Source organism: Fimbriimonas ginsengisoli Gsoil 348, assembly GCF_000724625.1.
Classification (GTDB): Bacteria; Armatimonadota; Fimbriimonadia; order Fimbriimonadales; family Fimbriimonadaceae; genus Fimbriimonas; species Fimbriimonas ginsengisoli.
Genome location: NZ_CP007139.1, coordinates 4,184,814 through 4,201,650 on the forward strand (window position 1 = coordinate 4,184,814; position 16,837 = coordinate 4,201,650).

The 16,837-nt window shown below is 61.1% G+C and carries 14 protein-coding genes; 4 read left to right on the forward strand and 10 right to left on the reverse strand.

Annotated features, from left to right (window positions below):
- Nucleotides 1–412: 412 nt before the first annotated feature.
- The 8 genes from OP10G_RS18710 to OP10G_RS18745 form a co-directional block, all read right to left on the reverse strand.
- Entirely contained in the window at nucleotides 413–1,696 is a 1,284-nt protein-coding gene (locus OP10G_RS18710; protein ID WP_025228907.1) for an alpha/beta hydrolase, read from the reverse strand.
- Between the two features lie 10 nt (nucleotides 1,697–1,706).
- Nucleotides 1,707–2,450 carry a carbohydrate deacetylase gene (locus tag OP10G_RS25025; protein ID WP_025228906.1) on the reverse strand — a complete coding sequence of 248 codons (744 nt, stop codon included), beginning with the start codon at nucleotides 2,448–2,450 and terminating at the stop codon, nucleotides 1,707–1,709.
- Complete coding sequence (locus tag OP10G_RS18720; protein ID WP_025228905.1) at nucleotides 2,447–2,977, reverse strand: GNAT family N-acetyltransferase; 531 nt, start codon at nucleotides 2,975–2,977, stop codon at nucleotides 2,447–2,449. The genes OP10G_RS25025 and OP10G_RS18720 overlap by 4 nt, the downstream gene beginning before the upstream one ends.
- Nucleotides 2,974–3,846, reverse strand: a complete 873-nt coding sequence (locus tag OP10G_RS18725; RefSeq protein ID WP_052547838.1) for a carbohydrate ABC transporter permease — start codon at nucleotides 3,844–3,846, stop codon at nucleotides 2,974–2,976. The genes OP10G_RS18720 and OP10G_RS18725 overlap by 4 nt, the downstream gene beginning before the upstream one ends.
- Nucleotides 3,847–4,071: 225 nt before the next feature.
- Nucleotides 4,072–6,393 carry an extracellular solute-binding protein gene (locus tag OP10G_RS25030; protein ID WP_025228903.1) on the reverse strand — a complete coding sequence of 774 codons (2,322 nt, stop codon included), beginning with the start codon at nucleotides 6,391–6,393 and terminating at the stop codon, nucleotides 4,072–4,074.
- A gap of 103 nt (nucleotides 6,394–6,496) precedes the next feature.
- Complete coding sequence (locus tag OP10G_RS18735) at nucleotides 6,497–6,718, reverse strand: hypothetical protein (RefSeq protein WP_025228902.1); 222 nt, start codon at nucleotides 6,716–6,718, stop codon at nucleotides 6,497–6,499.
- Nucleotides 6,719–6,764: 46 nt separating this feature from the next.
- Complete coding sequence (locus OP10G_RS25035; RefSeq protein ID WP_025228901.1) at nucleotides 6,765–7,616, reverse strand: prepilin-type N-terminal cleavage/methylation domain-containing protein; 852 nt, start codon at nucleotides 7,614–7,616, stop codon at nucleotides 6,765–6,767.
- A gap of 15 nt (nucleotides 7,617–7,631) precedes the next feature.
- Entirely contained in the window at nucleotides 7,632–8,696 is a 1,065-nt protein-coding gene (locus OP10G_RS18745; protein WP_025228900.1) for a LacI family DNA-binding transcriptional regulator, read from the reverse strand.
- Nucleotides 8,697–8,971: 275 nt separating this feature from the next.
- Here OP10G_RS18745 and OP10G_RS18750 point away from each other — a divergent pair, with 275 nt between their 5' ends.
- The 4 genes from OP10G_RS18750 (at nucleotide 8,972) to trpA (ending at nucleotide 14,777) form a co-directional block, all read left to right on the forward strand.
- Nucleotides 8,972–12,499 (forward strand): DNA polymerase III subunit alpha, encoded by a 3,528-nt coding sequence (locus OP10G_RS18750; protein WP_025228899.1) that lies wholly within the window; start codon nucleotides 8,972–8,974, stop codon nucleotides 12,497–12,499.
- Nucleotides 12,500–12,503: 4 nt separating this feature from the next.
- Entirely contained in the window at nucleotides 12,504–13,196 is a 693-nt protein-coding gene (locus tag OP10G_RS18755) for a hypothetical protein (RefSeq protein WP_025228898.1), read from the forward strand.
- Nucleotides 13,197–13,215: 19 nt separating this feature from the next.
- The gene (locus OP10G_RS18760) at nucleotides 13,216–13,842 is read left to right on the forward strand and encodes a Spy/CpxP family protein refolding chaperone (protein ID WP_025228897.1); all 627 of its coding nucleotides are present in this window, start codon (nucleotides 13,216–13,218) and stop codon (nucleotides 13,840–13,842) included.
- A gap of 143 nt (nucleotides 13,843–13,985) precedes the next feature.
- Complete coding sequence (gene trpA / locus OP10G_RS18765) at nucleotides 13,986–14,777, forward strand: tryptophan synthase subunit alpha (protein WP_025228896.1); 792 nt, start codon at nucleotides 13,986–13,988, stop codon at nucleotides 14,775–14,777.
- 19 nt (nucleotides 14,778–14,796) lie between these two features.
- On the opposite strand, the gene OP10G_RS18770 is transcribed toward trpA, so the two are convergent.
- Complete coding sequence (locus OP10G_RS18770) at nucleotides 14,797–15,870, reverse strand: hypothetical protein (protein ID WP_025228895.1); 1,074 nt, start codon at nucleotides 15,868–15,870, stop codon at nucleotides 14,797–14,799.
- A gap of 29 nt (nucleotides 15,871–15,899) precedes the next feature.
- On the reverse strand, nucleotides 15,900–16,541 hold the full coding sequence (locus OP10G_RS25040) for an ankyrin repeat domain-containing protein (protein WP_227624974.1): 642 nt from the start codon (nucleotides 16,539–16,541) through the stop codon (nucleotides 15,900–15,902).
- Nucleotides 16,542–16,837: the final 296 nt, after the last annotated feature.

Here is a 16,837-nt window from a genome sequence, read left to right on the forward strand (position 1 = left end):
GTCCTCCTTGCGCATATCTTCTTGCCTCGCCAGCTTACGGCAGGTGGTCGCAGAACCTACCGCCTGCCCAGAAGTGAACGGCGTCAGATCAATCTCTCCCAATATTGGTGGCGAGGGCCGGCCTGATGGTCATTGACAAATCAGGTTTACATTTCCCTTGTCTGATTTCACTCGTAGCCCGTGCTTTAGCCGCGGTTCAAGGTCTCTCTGGGGATAAATCTCCGGGCTACGGGTGAACCTTTATTGTCAATCTATTTTGTGAATGACCATGAGAGCGGCGGTCCGTTGAGCCCGGACCGTCACATATCAATAATCAATCATCACTTTCCGGACCGGACTCCCTCACCCCCAACCCCCTCTCCCTCGTTCGGCACATACATCCGAAGGAGGGAGAGGGGGCTCCGGAGGACGCCTAGGGGTCGATCGTTACGAGCTTGGCGGGGCCGCGGTAGGCCTTGCGGCCGTTCCACGTTACGGTAACTTCGCCGGTCAACCCCATCGCGAGGAGGTCGACGGTTAGTTTGGGAGTGCCTTGGCTGTCGATTTTCACCGACGATCCGTCGACGGTGCATTCGAAGCTTGGCGATCCGCTGACGGCGAGGTCGCGAACCATTGTCACGCCCCAAACTCCGTTGTGCTCCGCGGTATCGGCGACGAACGCGAAATGTGACGGGCGTTTTCTCACCTTGCCGTCGAAGAAACGCATCGCCGCCCGTTGAGCCTCTTGAAGATAGTTATGCCCCGTCGCCGGCTCCTCGCGGTAGGGCGGCATCGGCCCGTACTTGGCGATCTCGTCGCGGAGGAGGCGGGCGGTGGGGGCGAGGCCATCATCCGCGCCTACCCAGATCCACAGGGGAAGGTTCGCCACGTTTCTACCGAGGCCGACGGCGGCGTCTTGTTTCATCGAGCGCGCCGCGGGCGCTAGCATCGCGGCGGCCGCCCATTTGTCCGGAGTTCGAGTCGCGATCCTCCACGTCCCGCCGCCGCCCATGCTGAACCCGTAGAGATAGTACCGGGCCGGGTCCAGCTTTACGGTAGCTTCGGCGTCCGCCAATGCCTCCCAAACATCGGTTTCTCCGATGTCGGTGTATCCGGAGTTGCCGCGGCCGAATGGATAGACGTGAAATCCGAGGCGTTCCACCATCGGCACCATCGTCGGTCGCTTATATTCCTCCGCCTTGACGCCCTCCGGCAACCCAAGCTGGCCTTGCGCCCACCCAAGCGGGTGAGGGTCGCCGGCCCCGTGTAGTTCGAAATAGAGAGGATATGCCTGTTCCGGCTGCCAGCTCTTGGGGAGCGTCAGCCAATAATGGGCTACCGTGTTATCTCGTTTCGAGACGTACGCCATCAGCAGGGATCGGCGACCCTCGAGGTAGCTATTCCAGTCGCCGGCATCCGCGTCGAACCCTCGCTGTAACTGGCTCACAATCTCCGTGGTTTGGGCGCTGACGTCGTTGGCGCCGCCACAGTAGATTGCCGCTCGACCTTCTTCGGTGAGCAGAAGTGCCCGCACGGAGCGGAGATGCCGACGGAAAAGGTTAGGCTGGGCCGTCGGTTCGATCGCATCGATGCGGGCTACTAGGCGATCGATCGCCGTGGTCAATTCTCGCAATGGAACTCCTTTGGGCTTGGTTGTCCCCTGCCCGATCCCGGTGGCGATCACCACCATCAACAACACCGACGTAAAGGCACTCATGTACTCCTCCTCATTGCGCCGCCTCGCGATAGGTCATGGAGAGAATCCGCCCTTGGCGAACGGCATCCACTAGGCGCGGATCGGTCAAGACCCGGCGATCCTGAGCTCGTTCCCTCAGCACCTCGCCCGGCTGCATTCCGCCAAGGGTGAATTGCCTCATCGTCGGATCCACGTCGGAACCGGGGTGGGCCACTACCACGTGGGGCGCATCCGAAGCCGCGGAAATCGTTTCCAGCAGGGCCGAAACGTCCTGCGTTTGGCTCCCTTCGAGGAAAGGAACCCGCCGCGCAAAAACCAGACCCTTTTTACTGCAGAACTCCTCGAGTCGATCAACCAGCCCGATCCAGCCAACCCCCATATGCTCGTCGAGGTAGTCGATTCGCAAACCCGACTCCCTCAGCTTCGCGAGCTGCGCGGCCACCTCGGCCATTGCTTCGTCCACTGAGAAGCCCCGTTCCTTCAGAGTCGCCGGCTCGGAAGTGAAAGAGCCGTCGACCTCGACAAGCGAGGGAACCTCCGCTGCCGGCAATACCGGCCCCCATTTCACGCGATCCCACTCGGCGTTGAGAGTGACGTGGAGTCCGAGATTTACGCCTTCCAGGTCCCGAAGGAGCTCCGCCGCGCTCGAAAGGGCCGGACCAGGGGCCATCACTCCCACGTTCCTCACCACTCCCTCCCGGACGGTTCGGAGAATGGCGATATTTGCGCCTTCGCTGGAACCCGCGTCGTCGGCTCGAAATACGATCTTCTTCACTTTGCCGTCTCCGTCTGAGCGAGCTTCCCGAATACCGCCGCCCACCGGGCTCCGTGGTCTGAATCGCACTCCAAGGGTCGGAAGCCGAGCTTTAGGTAGGTTCGGATTGCGGCCAACCGTTCATCGTCCGTGGTAAGGACTGCGCTTGTCAGCCCGGCGTCGCGGTGGTCGCGAAGCACGGCGAGGCACACCGCGTAACCAAGCCCGCGTCCCGCGTGCGCGGGCTCGGCGCCCACCCAGTGGACCACTCCCGAATCGGGCCACCGGTCGGGGATGGTTTGCGAGGATGCGGTCGCCACGACCCCCTGATCGGAAACGATAACGAACGTCCGGCGAACATCCGGGGCTCGAAGCAGCCGCTCGAAAACATCTGCTTCGGTCCACTCGTCACCGAACGCCGCCGTCAATACGGATGCCAATCCAGAAGCATCGGCCTCGACCGCTTCGCGAAGCAGGTAATTGCCGGCCAGCGGTGGCTCTCCCGGCAAGACGTCCAGCCGGTCGCGTCTCATCACGAGTTGGCTCATTTGCCTCCCGACAGCGTGATCCCGCGTGCGAAGTAGCGTTGGCCGAATAGGAAGATTAGGAAGATGGGCAGCAGGACGATCATCGATCCCGCCATCAGTAAGTGAAATTCGGTCTTGTGAGAGCTCTGAAGGGAACGAAGCGCGACCTCCAAATTCATCAGGTCGGGATCGCTGAGATAGAGGAGGGGCCCGAGGAAATCCTTGAATCCACCGACAAAGCCGAGCACCCCGAGGGTCGCCAATACGGGCGCGCAGTTTGGAAGCAGAATCCTCCAGAAGATGGTCGCATGGCTCGCTCCGTCGATCTTGGCCGCTTCGTCGAGCTCGCGGGGGATCGCCATCATGAACTGCCGGATCAAGAAGATTCCGAACGCGCCCCCGCCGAAGAAGGCTGGGATGATAAAAGGCTTATAAGTGTTGATCCATCCAAGGTTGGCCATCAGCACGTAGCCGGGAATCATCGTCACTACGCCCGGAAGCATCATCGTGCTTAACAGGATAAGGAAAAGCCGGTCGCGTCCGGGAAATCGTAATCTCGCGAACGGGTAGGCGACCATGGCTCCGGTCAGCACAGATGCGATCGTCGGCGCCGCCGCTAGGAAAAGCGTGTTGACGAACTTCCGGAAGAAATTTAGCTCTGGATCGGTGAGCACTTTCGCGTAGTTCGCAAGGGTCGCGTGGGCGGGCCAAGACCACATGGAACTGTTCGAGATCTCATCCGGCGTCTTCAGCGACAGCGAGACCATGATGTAGAGCGGCGCCATGAACATGACCGCTCCGGTTAGCAGTACCGCGTACAGAATCGCCCGATTCAGGCGAAGCTGAGTCACCCCCCGCCGTGGCACGGGCGGCTCGCCCGTGTTTCTCATGGGCGGCCCGCCCATGTTCCGTCGCACGTTGCCTGCAAAGGCGGTCGCCCTGGATTTGGGCCTACGGCGACAGTCTTTACAGGGGCGAGCCGCCCCTGGGATCCACGGGCGGGCTGCCCGTGCCACTTCCGGACTCCCTCACCCCCAACCCCCCTCTCCCTCGTCGGGCACATGCATCCCGAGGAGGGAGAGGGGGGCTCTCGATAGCGCTCCGGATGGGGGCGATCACTTTAGATCTCCTTCGTAATAGACCCACTTACGGGCGATGCCGAACTGGAGAACGGTGATGAGCAGGATGATCACGAAGAGAATCCATGCGAGCGCGGAGGCGTAGCCCATTCGAAGCTCGCCGAACGCTTTTTGGTAGAGCCAGACGACGTAAAAGAGTGTGGCCCGATCAGGTCCGCCGCCGGTCATCACGAATGATTGACCGAAAACCTGCAAAGCCCCGATCACCCCCGTGATCGTGGAAAAGAAGAGGTACGGCGTCATCATCGGAACCGTCACGTTCCGGAACCTCCGCCAATTCGACGCCCCGTCTAGGGTCGCGGCCTCGTAATAACTTGGCTCGATTCCTTGAAGGCCGGCGAGGAACATGATCGTTCCGCCTCCCGCGCCCCACATTCCCATGATGATGAAGGCGGGAATCACTGTTTTGGCGCTACCGATCCAGTTGATCGGATCTCCCGGGGTGCCGAGGAAGTTGCTGATCAGCGGCCCGAGGTGGAGGAAGCCGGACTTTCCGTCCGCGCCATACAAGAGGTAGTTAATGGCGCCGTGGTCCTTATCGAAGAGGCGCATCCAGATCAGCGACATCGCCACTGCGCTCGCGAGGGACGGCATGTAGTAGAGCGCTCGAAACAGCGGCACTCCCTTCACTTTTTGGTTCAAGAGGAGCGCCAGTAAGAACGCGGACGCCACTCCGAGCGGCATGCTGAGAACGGCATAGATGAATGTCTGCTTAAGCGAAACGTAGAGAGTGTCGTCGATTGCGGGATTCAGAGCGTCAGCATAGTTCCCGATTCCACGCCACCTTGGCGTTTGGATGATGTCCGAATCTGCGAAGCTCAGCAAGAGGGAATAGATCATCGGGCCGATTGTAAAGGCCAGGCCGACGAGCCAGGGGATGAGGAACAGGTAGGCGCTGCGCCCTTCCGCCCGCTCGCTCCTCGTGCGTTTCTTTCGCCGCTCCGGCAGGTAGATCCATGCCACGAGCGCGAGCACCAAGAGAACCCCAACGACCACGGCGGGGGCGAATGGATACGGAGGTGCGTCTACCCGGCGGAGCGCAAGCGCTAACTTTCCCGGCTCGTCGCGCTGGAGATTGGTCAGTGCCTCTTTCGCCGTATGCTCGCCCGCCAGGACGGAGTAGTAATTTCCCCCAAGATCGTTCGCGATTCCACTGAACCAGTCCGGCGTTTGCACGTGTCGGACCCGCAAGACGGCTTCGTCGGTGATGCCAAGGTGCTCGGGCAGGCGAGCGGCTCCGGTCGCATCGGGAGCGGGAAGCCAAACCCCCGGCGTTTGGGAGAGCTTTCGAAGCGAAGGTTGGCTCTCTCCCGCCCGTGCCATCGCGGCCAGCGATTTCGGCCCACAGAAGAACTTGATCCATTCCCAAGCCTCGCTCTTGTGTTGGCACGTGCTGAAGATCGCGAGGCCGTTCCCCTCGCCGGGTAGAGAAGCGGTGGTGCCGCGGGCGAAGCGAGGAAACGGCGCGATGTCCCAATCCTCGCGCATTTTCTCCCGCATATCTTTTATTTCCCAAGCCCCGGACTCGATCATCGCGATCTTGCCCTTTCGGAACTCGTCTTGCATCGACGAGCCGGCGCCCATGGAGACGTCGTTGTTACTCGGAATCCAGTGATTGTGGTTGATGCAGTCGGCCGCAAACTGAAACACCTCGACGTTCATCGGCCGGTCGAGGAACAGCTTGGTCGGGTGATCGTCGTTGTCCCACATCCGCACGTTGCTAGAGAGGAGCAGGGTCTCCATCCATAACTGCGGCCAGGACGGGGCGAACCCGTATTGGAACGGCCTCGCTTCGCCCGGGCGTCGCTTGGTGAGCTCGCTCATCACCCAAACGAAGTCGTGCTCGCGAAGCTCGGGGCGGGTGTTGGTGTCCCAGGTCCAGGTTCCATCCGGGTATGGAATCTTCGCTTCGCGAAAGAGGCGCTTGTTGTAGTAGATGTAGGCGGAACAGGCGACGTCTCGGGGAATCGCGTACAGTTTGTTCTCGTAGGTAAACGCCTTTATGTAGTTCGGATACCGCCCTGCGAGGTCGACGTCCGGGCCGTTCAGGTCCGAAAAGGTTGAGAGGGGAACGAGGGCGCCGCGGCCGGCGAACATCCGAAACCGGTTCGGATTCATGTTCGCGACGTCCGGCGCGTCGTTTGCCGCGTAGCTCGCGAGCAGCTTATTCTCGTAGGTGTCGACGATCGGCTCGACCTTGATACGGATATTCGGGTGAATTGCCTCGAACTCGGCGACCTGCTTTCGAAGCTCCTTTAAATTGTCGCCGGTCGTGGCGCAAGCGTAGCGGATCGTCACCGGGTCAGCCCATGCGAACGCAGAGAGAAGCGCTACCCCACACAGGGCGGTAGCGCGAAGAACAGGACGCTTTTTTACGAACGATAAAAAGCGCATTGAGCGATTATTTGGGTTTACTCGGGGCGCTCACACCCCCGCCCGCATATTGGGCCATCTTTTCTTTCTGGACCTGAGTTAACTTGCTGGGGTCGACCGCGTTTTTAGGTTCGAACGCGGCTTTCATTTCCGCGTTTTGAGCGGGCGTCATCTTGTCGTCTCCCCCGCTGCATCCGACCAATAACCCGGCTCCCAATAAAAAGGTTGCGCAATAGATTAGGTTCTTCATTGGCTTATCGCTCCGGCCATTAAGGCCGGAGCGTGGTGTCACGATACTAGTCGCTACGCTTGGAGTTCCACATGTTCTTTGCCGGCTGTCCCGTTCCGTCGGGATTGGTGGCGACCGGCTTGAGCGACTTCGCGTGCCCATCGGAGAACACGAAGCTCGATTGGCCGTTGCTCATCGAAACCCCACCTTCGAGTCCGGCCGGATAAGCGGCCGGCTGGCCGTTGGAGGCTCGCTTTCGCGTTCCGTCCGGGGTCGCGGAGGACCAAACTTCGTAGAAGTCTCCGTCGTTTCCGGTGTAGTCCCACATGAAAAGTTGCTGCGGCCAGATGTAGGCGGAGGTACCGCCGATCCAATCGAAGCCAGGCAGCTTCTTGGTGTCGCTGCTGTACTTCGGCGCAAGCATAATCGTCTCGGCCGGCTTGGTGACCGACGTGGAGCTGATCGTGCCGCCCTTGAACCAATCGTTGCCGGGGCCTTCCCATCCCCGATTCGTCACTCCGAAGATGCCGGAAGCGACGTTGTCACTCATTCCCGGACCACCCATCGTCGCGTTCGCCGCGAACGAAATGTACGGCCCGAACCCACCCGGGGCGGGGACGGTGTCGAGGGTGGAGCGGTATAGATCGAGGCTCTTTACATAGGGAAGAGTCTTCTTGGACCAATATAGCTCGGCGTTGTTATCGCCGAAGTCGAAGACGGCGGCGGTGGGGAAGACGTCGTCCGTGTCGCCGGCGTACATGATGCTGGCGAGGCCGAGCTGCTTGGTGTTGGAAAGCTCGGAGGTGCGCTTAGCCGCGGCTTTGGCCTGGGCGAAGACGGGGAATAGGATCGCCGCGAGGATCGCGATGATCGCGATCACGACGAGTAGCTCGATGAGGGTGAATGCTCGATTTTTCATGATAGATAGCCTTCGTTAGCTCGATAGGACTGCGATGTCGGAGAGGGAAATAGGTTCAAGATCTTGGGGTGGACGGCACGTGGTGCCGCCGGGCCTGAGCTCGACGGCAAAACGCACCACCTCCGCGGGTTGAGTTGGGTCGACCAGGCGGTCGATCAGCAGGCTGGCCGCCCGCTTGCCAATGGAGTGGAACGGCTGGGGCACGGTGGTGAGTTGGAGGGCCGAATCGTTGATGCGAACTAATCCATCGACCCCCACGACCGACACATCTTCGGGCACGCAGACGCCGTGGGAGCGGAACGCTTCGATCAGCGCCGAAGCGGCTTCGTCGTGCCATGCAAAGAAAGCGGTGGGCGGACGGGATTTCCCGGAAAGGATCTCGTCGACGAGCCGGCCAACCGAGCCGCTACCTCGGGGTGAGTAAACGCGATAATCGTCCCCCCCGAACCCGGCTTCGCACAGAATGCGGCGGAATCCCCGTTCGCGTTCTCCGGCGGTTGGGGAATCTGTTGTTTCGACAAATCCGAAGCGGCGGTGTCCCAGCGCAATAAGGTGGGTGGCCGCCAGCGAGCCCGCGGACTCGTTGTCGATATCGACGCTCGAAATTCCGGGAAGCGTGGCGCTGTTTCCGACCAAGACGATGGGGACGCCGCGTTCGTTGAGAGAGTGCACCACCTCGTGGTCTTCGTTCGAGGCCACAAGGATGAGGCCGTCGCAACGGCCGTCATAGGTTCTCCGAATTGAAAGTCCGTGGTCGCCCCACATCTTTTCGGTGAAGATCGTGACGCTCCACCCTCGAAACATCGCGGATTCCAGGATTCCGTCGAGGATGTTTCGGAAGTAGTCGTGGCGGAGAATCGGGTTTTTGGCGAGATCCGTCATCATCACGCCGATGTTTTGGGTGAGAATCGTCGCCTGCTTTTCCTCCCGGGCGGTCGGCCGGTAGCGCAGGTCGCGGATCGCCGCTAAGACGCGTTCGCGGGTCTCCGGGCGGACTCGGCCCGAGTGCGCGTTGAGAACGTTCGACACGGTGGCGGTCGAAACCTTCGCTTTATTCGCAACGTCGCGGATAGTGGCCATGGCTAATTGAACGCGTTTACTAAAACGTATCCTATCGCAGCATCTTCGATCTGCAAAGTGGAAAGTTGTCTAGGTAAATGCGCCAAGTGTAAGGTTTCAGGCCAGTTCGTTGCAGATAAACGCGTTCATAATCGTTTCAGCGCCCACGCCACGGGCTGCGGAGGGCCGGCTGAGGAATCAACGCTCCTATCCCCACTTTCCTGCTGCGTCTGGGGCGGGTGGAACGTCACAATAGAGGGTCCGGGCGTTCCGCCTTGGCAATCCTTCTTTTTCGAATGTCGAAGACGTTCTGTCACATCCATAACCACACCGAGTACTCCCTGCTCGATGGCGCCAACCGCATTCCCGACATGGTGAAGCGGGCCAAGGAGATGGAGATGAGCTCGCTGGCCATCTCCGATCACGGCGTCATGTTCGGGGTCATGGAGTTCTACTTGGAGTGCAAGAAGGCGGCGATCAAGCCGCTTCTGGGGGTGGAGGCGTACGTCGCGCCGCAGGGGATCGACCAAAAGAAAGGGGACGGCGAGAAGAACGCGTACCACCTCCTGCTCCTCGCCAAGGATCTCGAAGGATATCGAAACCTCTGCCGCCTCTCCACGATTGCGGCGCTCGAAGGCTATTACTACAAGCCGCGCGTAGACCACGAGATCCTTCGGGCGCATAGCAAAGGAGTCATCGCCACCAGCGCGTGCCTCGGCTCCGAGGTTTGCCAAGAGCTGCTCAAGGGTAACTATGACCGTGCCCAGTACATCGCCGGGATGTACGACGAGATGTACGGTCACGGCAACTTCTTTATCGAGCTGCAAGACCACCGCCTGCCGGAGCAGGGACGCATCACCCCGGACCTCATCCGGATCGCCAAAGAGCTGAAGCTTCCGCTCGTTGCTACCAACGACGCCCACTACCTCTGCAAAGGGGACGCCCAGCCGCACGACGTGCTGCTCTGCATCCAGACCGGCGCGTTGGTGGCGGACGAGAAGCGGTTCAAGTTCGCCACCGACGAGTTCTACTTGAAGAGCCAGGTGGAGATGGGCGAGATCTTCAAGGAGTATCCGGAAGCGCTGGAAAACACCGCGATGATCGCGGAGATGTGCAACGTCGAGCTGGACAAGCAGCGCGCGCCGATGCCGGAGCCGCAAGTGCCGGAAGGGATGGAGAGCTTCGCCTACCTTCGCGACCTTGCCGAGAAGGGATTGAGCGCGCGGATGAAAGACCCGGAAGCGTCGCTCACCCGGCTCGAGTACGAGCTCGAGGTCATCAAGAAGACCGGATTCGGCGACTACTTCTTGCTCGTCCGAGAATTCGCAAACGAGGCTCGCCGAAAGGGGATTCACTACGGAGTCCGCGGCTCGGCGGCGGGGTCGCTTGTTTCGTATTGTGTCGGCATCACCGACGTCGACCCGGTCGAGTACGGCCTCACGTTCGAGCGGTTCTTGAATCCCGAGCGGATCTCCATGCCGGACGTCGACATGGACTTCGAGGACACCCGGCGTGAGGAGATCATCCAGTACGTCACCGAACGGTTCGGCCGCGATCGCGTGGCTCAGATCGTGACGTTCGGAACGCTTGGGGCGAAGGCGGCAATCAAGGATTGCGGCCGGGTGCAGGGGTACACCCCGCAAGAGACCGACCGGCTGACGAAAACCATCCCAACTCTGCCGGGCTGGTCTTTGAAGCGCGCCTACTCGGAGATCGCGGAATTTCGTCAGATCGTCGACGGCGACCCTCGGATGAAGTCGCTGTTCGAGACCGCGAAGACGGTGGAAGGGATCGCCCGCAACTCAGGCGTCCACGCCGCCGGCGTGGTCATCTCCCGCGATCCGCTCGTCGACTACATTCCGCTTTACCGAGGTAACGATGGCCAGGCGATTACCGCGTTCGAAATGGGCATTCTCGAGAAGATCGGGATGCTCAAGATGGACTTCCTGGGGCTCTCGAACCTTACCGTTCTCGGCGGGACGATCGCCAAGATCAAGCAGACCCAAGGAATCGACTTCGACATTTCGACGATCCCCGAGGACGACGCCAAGACATTCGACATGCTCGCCCGAGGCGAGACGACCGGTGTATTCCAGCTTGAGGGCGGTGGAATGACCCGCTATGTGCAGCAGCTCAAACCGGCCAGCATCCGGGAGCTCGCGGCTATGATCGCGCTCTACCGGCCGGGGCCGATGGAGCACATCCCTCGCTTCATCGACACCAAGTTCGGACGCCAAAAGGCGGTGTACCTGGACGAGCGGATGAAGCCGATCCTGGAGGAGACGTACGGGGTCATCGTCTACCAGGACCAGGTCATGCAGGTCGTCCAGGCAATCGCCGGCTTCAGCCTGGGCAAAGCCGACGTGCTCCGCCGGGCGATGGGGAAGAAGGACGCCAAGGCGATGGCCGACATGAAGGTCGAGTTCATCGAAGGTACGGCGGCGGCCGGTATCAGCGAGAAAGTGGCGGAGGAGGTCTGGCAGCTCCTGCTCCCGTTCGCAGGCTACGCGTTCAACAAGGCGCACGCGGTTTGCTACGCGATCCTCTCCTACCAAACCGGCTACCTGAAGGCGAACTTCCCGACCGAATACATGGCGGCGCTGCTTAGCGTCTACCTCTCGAAAGAGGACCGGGTCGCGGCATGTATCGAAGAGTGCCGACGGCTGAAGATCCAGGTGCTGCAGCCTGACGTCAACGCCTCGCTTGGCGACTTCAACATCGAAGGTGGCACGGGCGGCCCGCCCGTGCGTATCTCAGGCGGATCGCCAGAGAAAAAGAGTAAGTCCGCGCCGAACTCCATCCGGTTCGGATTGACCGCCATCAAAGGGGTCGGCGAGGGAGTGGTCGAAGGGATCATCAAGGAGCGAGAAGAGAACGGGCCGTACCGGCACCTGTACGAGTTCTGCGACCGGACCAAGCCGTTTGGGCTGAATCGAACCGCTCTCGAAGCGCTCGTGAGAGCCGGCGCCCTAGACAGCATCGACCCCAACCGGCGGAAGCTGCTCAACCATGTCGACGGAGCGCTCCAGTTTGCCGACCAGCAGCTCAAAGAGCGACTGTCCACCCAAAGCTCGTTCGAATTCTTGGTGGATAGCGGACCAGCCCACACCTCCTACCCGACATTGCCCGAGTGCGACATGCCGAGCCGGGGGGATAACCTCTCGATGGAGAAGGAAGTGATGGGAATCTACGTCTCCGATCACCCGCTGAGAGGGCACGAGCGGACGATTTTGCAAAACGGCTCTCACACCTGCGCGGCAGCGCTGGAGCTCGACGACAGCCATCCGGTCAAGCTGGCCGGCGTTATCGCAAAGCTACGGACGATCGTGACGAAGGCGGAGGGGAAGAAGATGGCTTCCCTGGTGCTGGAAGACTTCACCGGTCAGGTCGGGGCGATCGCGTTTCCCGCGACGTTCGAGAAGCTGCGGGAGTCGCTCGTCAAGGACTCGGTGGTGCAGATCACCGGATTCATGATGCACCGGGAGATGCGAGGCGAGAAATCGGTCGAGGTTCGAATCGAGGACATCAAGCCGCTGGAGGCGAGTCTGCTGCCCGTGGACGGGCCGAGCCGGGCGGCGGGGAAGGTGTCGCTGACGATTTGGCGGGCCACGGAACGCGAGATGTTCAACCTGCGTCGGCTTATCGAGGAACACCCGGGCGACTATGAGCTGTTTATTCAGATCATGGTCGGATCGACGCCGCAGATGCTGCCCGTGCCTCACCATGTGAACCCGACCCAGACTTTCTGCACCGCCATTTGCGAGGGTCTGACCCGGGCCGAGCTCGACGTTACGCATAGCCAGGGGCCGGGGACGATTCATTAGAAAGATGTTTAAAACGATTTTTGCTGCCACCGCGCTTCTGTTGTCCGGCGTCGCCTCGGCGGCGATGGACCCGTTCGACTTTCATTGCGCGGATGTCGTGATGCTTCAGGCGAAGCCTTTTCAACAAGAGATCGGCCTAACTAAGGCACAACGCGACCGAATGAACAAGCATGCCGACAACCACCGAAAGGAGATGGCGGCGCTGGAAAAGCAGATGGCGGGGAAGCAGATGAACCCCAACGAGAAGATTCTCCAGTACTACAACGAGTTGAAGACGAACGTGCTGGGGGAGCTAACCCCGCCGCAGTTGCGGAGGCTTCGGGAGGTCTCGCTGCAGCGGTTCGGTTTGGCCGCCCTTTGCGATCCGATCGTCGCCAAGCGGATCGGGATGAACGCCGCGCAGATCAAGAAAGAGCAAGACACGTTCGCCCAGGGCGAGCGCGAATTCAAGGCGATCGAGAAGACCACCTTGGACAAGGTGCTCCTACCGTACAAGGGAAGGGTCGCCAAGTCGAAGCAGGAAGCGGCGCGGCTCAACGATGAGGTGCGCGGAAAGCTGGACGCGGCGAAAATGGCCGTAGCGCCGCAGCTTAGAAAGCTTCGAAGTAGCTACGATGCACGAATGAGGGCGATTATGACGTCTTCACAAAGGGCGTCTTACCAGGCGCTGCTTGGCAAACCGTTCACCTTGAAGTAGAAATCACCCAGGTCAACCCATGCGAAACTCGATTCTTTCCCTTCTGTTCGTCGCCGCGTCGGCCCTGGCCGGCGCCCAGTCGCTCCCCTCCGCTCCGCACCTGGACCTGGCGCACCGCGGCACTTTTCTGCTGAACGACCCCAAGATCCAGGCGCAGATCGGGCTCAGCTCGGCTCAGGAAGCAAGCTACAAGCGGATCATGCAGACGCTGTCCGAACGGCAATCGAAGCTGTTTCAGTCCGCGACGCCGGATAACAAGGCGATCATGGTCGCCGACCGCGTGGCGAGCGACGACGTCTTGAAGACCCTGACCGCGGACCAGCGGGCGAAGCTGATGAAGGCATCGGTTAAGGCCGCCGGGTACACCGCGCTGGTGGCGCCCGACGTGGCCGCTAAGCTGAAGCTGAAGCCGGCCCAAGTGAACCGGATCCGTGCGATCTTGAACAAGGCGGACGAGCCGATCGAAGAGCTGGAGTCGATCGTCGCCGAGCAAGTTTCCAAGGACCCGAAGCACGCCGAGGAAGTAGAGAAAAGCTACCGTGCCGAGCGAAAGCGCCGCGCGAAGAACCAGCTAGCCGACCAGGAGAAGTCCCTGAAAGTGCTAACCCCCGCCCAGAAGCAAGCCTGGCTCGCACTGACGAACTAGCGCTTTCTTACGCCGCAGGCGTGTAGTCGGCACCTAGGTGTGCCGCCTGCTGTACCAAAGGTACAGCAGGATCATCGGCGGGGCGCCGACGCTACGGGAGGAGGCGCGGCGGCTCAAAGCGGAGTTGCGCCACAATTCGGTCGGTGTCCAAGCTTCATGACCGGTTCGATGCGCTTCGGGGGCGGGGGGAGAAGGGGCTTGTCCTCTTTCTGACGGCGGGAGACCAGCCGCTCGAGGAGCTTCCGGCGATCGTCGACGCGCTCACGGAAGGTGGGGCCGACGTAATCGAGATCGGGATCCCGTTCAGCGATCCGTTCGGCGAGGGGCCGACGATCCAGGCGAGCAGCCAGCGAGCGCTGGACAACGGCGCGACCACTCGCTCGATTTTGGATGCGGTAGGCCGCATCACCGCCGCCGTACCGATCGTGACGATGGGCTATTACAATCCGGTGCTTCGGTTCGGCCTGGCCGAGTTCGCGTTAGCGAGCGCCAAGGCGGGGGCGTCGGGGACGATCATCAGCGACCTGGTTCCGGATGAAGCGGACGCTTGGTGCGAGGCGAGCGCGGCGGCCGGGATCGACACGATCTTCTTGGTAGCGCCGACGAGCACGGAGGAGCGGATTCACGAGGTGGCGGAGCGGACGACGGGGTTCGTCTACGCGGTATCGCGGACAGGGGTGACGGGAGCCGAGAACCAGGTTCCGGCCGACGTGCGGGGGCTAGTCGAGCGGATCAAGCGGGAGACGGATAAACCGGTGTGCGTTGGCTTCGGAATCTCCAAACCCGAGCACGTCCGGATGGTATGCCAAGTGGCCGACGGGGCCGTGGTCGGAAGCTTCCTAGTCAACCTGCTTCACCAGAAATGGAACGGCGGCTCGGGCCGCGCGGAAGTCGTGCAGGCGGTCCGAGAATTGAAGGCCGCGACAACTGCGTAGCCTCGGCTGGGAGCCGGTGCTACTGCGGAACATAGATCGCGTCTCGGCCGAGGGTCGGGATCCGGCGCGAACAGGTGAAGCACCAGAGGTCCCACTGGCCGTCGATGTAGTTGTGGTTATTTGGGAGGGGGCAGGCTTGGGTGTAGAGATACCACTTGCCGCCGATCTTGTAGAAGGCTGGGGTGGCGACGTGGTAGATGGCGTCGTCGCGGTAGATGCCGGTCCATTTGGTTTGGAGCACGGTGTCTACGTCGAGCTGCTTCCAGCCTGAATCGGGGCGGTCGCTGACGGCGATGACGGGACGCCAGCGCTTGCCGTAATCGGTTCCGACTTCGGTGCTAAGAACGTAGGTTCGGCCGATTTTGCTGACCTGGTGCCACTCGTAATAGGCGTCGGGAGTGGAGGCAAAGATCTGGCCCATTCCTCGTGGGTCGTTCTGGTTGAAGTGGCGCGTCCACGTTTTGCCGTCGGACGACGTTGCCAGGCGGATGCCGGGCAGGGTTCCGTCTTTGCCTCGGTACGAGTAATACATGTACCAGCTCCATCTGCCCCGCTTCTTCTCTCGCCAGACTGCGGCTTGGGAGGCCATTTCCTCGGAGTAGGGGGCAGTGGGCTCGGGGGAGAGGACAGGAGCGGCAGAGTAGCGCCGAATGTTGACGGGGGTGATCGACGAGTATCCGTCGGGGCCGGCCGGGCAGATGGCGAGGCCGATGTGGTCTTGGATGTTGCCCGCGGTGGCTGAGTAGTAGATGTAGTAGGCGTCTTCTTCCGGAATGTAGAGGACGGCGTCCAGTCGGATCGTCGTGGCGTCCCAGCCTTTGCCGATCGGACCGAAGACCGGGTTACGGCGGTCTTGGTGCCAGGTGAACGGATCCTTGACGGAGGCCCAAGCCTTGCCGACTGCGCACACGACCCGATTCGATTTGGGGACCCCCGAATAGAACATCACCAGCTTCGATGGGTCCTTCGGGTTGGGGAGAATGCACGGCTCTTGGACCTGCTGCGATTCCCAGGCGCCGTCGGCCCGGTCGACGATAATTTGTCCGGCCGGCGGCGTTACCACCAGAGCGGCCAGGAGCGAAAGGAACGTCATGACGCCAGCTTAGTCGGAAAGGTCGGCAACTAGGCAGGCGGCGGCTTCTGCACGAACGGGTTCGGTTTTAGCTCGATCTTTTTGACCGATTGCAAGTAATCCACCATCTTGTCCGCGTCTTTACCGGCGAGCTGGGCGTGGAAGTGGAGGGTGAAGCCGTGGGGGCCTCGGGAGTCGATGAGGTGGGGTTGGAGGGTGAGGAACGATTTCACCGCTTCGAGCTGGCCCATCATGGTGGCGCAGAAGATGTCGATGCGGGCACCTCGCTCCAGCAGGAGCTCGACGATGTCGTGGCGGCCCATGTGGGAAGCGCCTCCGAGGCCGGATTCCCAGTCGCCGGCGCCCCAGTCCATGAACCCGTTGACGAGGAGCGGCTCGCGGTCGAGTAGCTTCTTGGTCATCTCCAGGTCGGAGTGGGCGTAGATGACGAAGTCTTGGACCATCAGCCGGTTGAGCTGCGGCTTCTTCCAGCGCGGCTGGAATTCGGGGGCGGCGTAGTCGCGGGTGAACGGGGCCTCGACCGGGGTGGGCGTCTTGGCCGGTTCCTGAGCAAGGCCAAGCCCGGCGAGGGAGCCAGCCGCCGCACCGGCGGTCCAGCGGCAAAGAGAGCGACGGGATAGCGATTCGGACATCATCCAACTCCTCGGGGTCTTCCCGATACCAGACTTCATCTTACGTCAATGGCGATTCATTGTACGAACGGCGACCGTCCGTTCGGTTCCCGCCCGTCCGGATTGGCGCTGGTGGGTTCGTTTTCGACCGGTTTAGGTTCAATTCTGGGTTCGTTCCACGATTTTTGTTTTCGTTTTGGGGTTTTTGGGGGCCCGTGACGACCACCTCACTATTCTATCATGGACAGGTAGACATTTGTTGCACTCTGACCTGCCTCGCAATTCTTGAGCCGTCGATGGTCTACTGAGGGATCGGTGAACGCAGCGTCGCCTCCTTCCAGAGGGTTCATCGGCTG

Excerpts from the sequence above, each read along its gene's own strand:
- OP10G_RS18710 (WP_025228907.1), bottom strand. The coding sequence starts at position 1,696 with ATGAGTGCCTTTACGTCGGTGTTGTTGATGGTGGTGATCGCCACCGGG.
- OP10G_RS18720 (WP_025228905.1), bottom strand. The coding sequence starts at position 2,977 with ATGAGCCAACTCGTGATGAGACGCGACCGGCTGGACGTCTTGCCGGGA.
- OP10G_RS18725 (WP_052547838.1), bottom strand. The coding sequence starts at position 3,846 with ATGAGAAACACGGGCGAGCCGCCCGTGCCACGGCGGGGGGTGACTCAG.
- OP10G_RS18735 (WP_025228902.1), bottom strand. The coding sequence starts at position 6,718 with ATGAAGAACCTAATCTATTGCGCAACCTTTTTATTGGGAGCCGGGTTA.
- OP10G_RS25035 (WP_025228901.1), bottom strand. The coding sequence starts at position 7,616 with ATGAAAAATCGAGCATTCACCCTCATCGAGCTACTCGTCGTGATCGCG.
- OP10G_RS18745 (WP_025228900.1), bottom strand. The coding sequence starts at position 8,696 with ATGGCCACTATCCGCGACGTTGCGAATAAAGCGAAGGTTTCGACCGCC.
- OP10G_RS18750 (WP_025228899.1), top strand. The coding sequence starts at position 8,972 with ATGTCGAAGACGTTCTGTCACATCCATAACCACACCGAGTACTCCCTG.
- OP10G_RS18755 (WP_025228898.1), top strand. The coding sequence starts at position 12,504 with ATGTTTAAAACGATTTTTGCTGCCACCGCGCTTCTGTTGTCCGGCGTC.
- OP10G_RS18760 (WP_025228897.1), top strand. The coding sequence starts at position 13,216 with ATGCGAAACTCGATTCTTTCCCTTCTGTTCGTCGCCGCGTCGGCCCTG.
- OP10G_RS18770 (WP_025228895.1), bottom strand. The coding sequence starts at position 15,870 with ATGACGTTCCTTTCGCTCCTGGCCGCTCTGGTGGTAACGCCGCCGGCC.
- OP10G_RS25040 (WP_227624974.1), bottom strand. The coding sequence starts at position 16,541 with ATGAAGTCTGGTATCGGGAAGACCCCGAGGAGTTGGATGATGTCCGAA.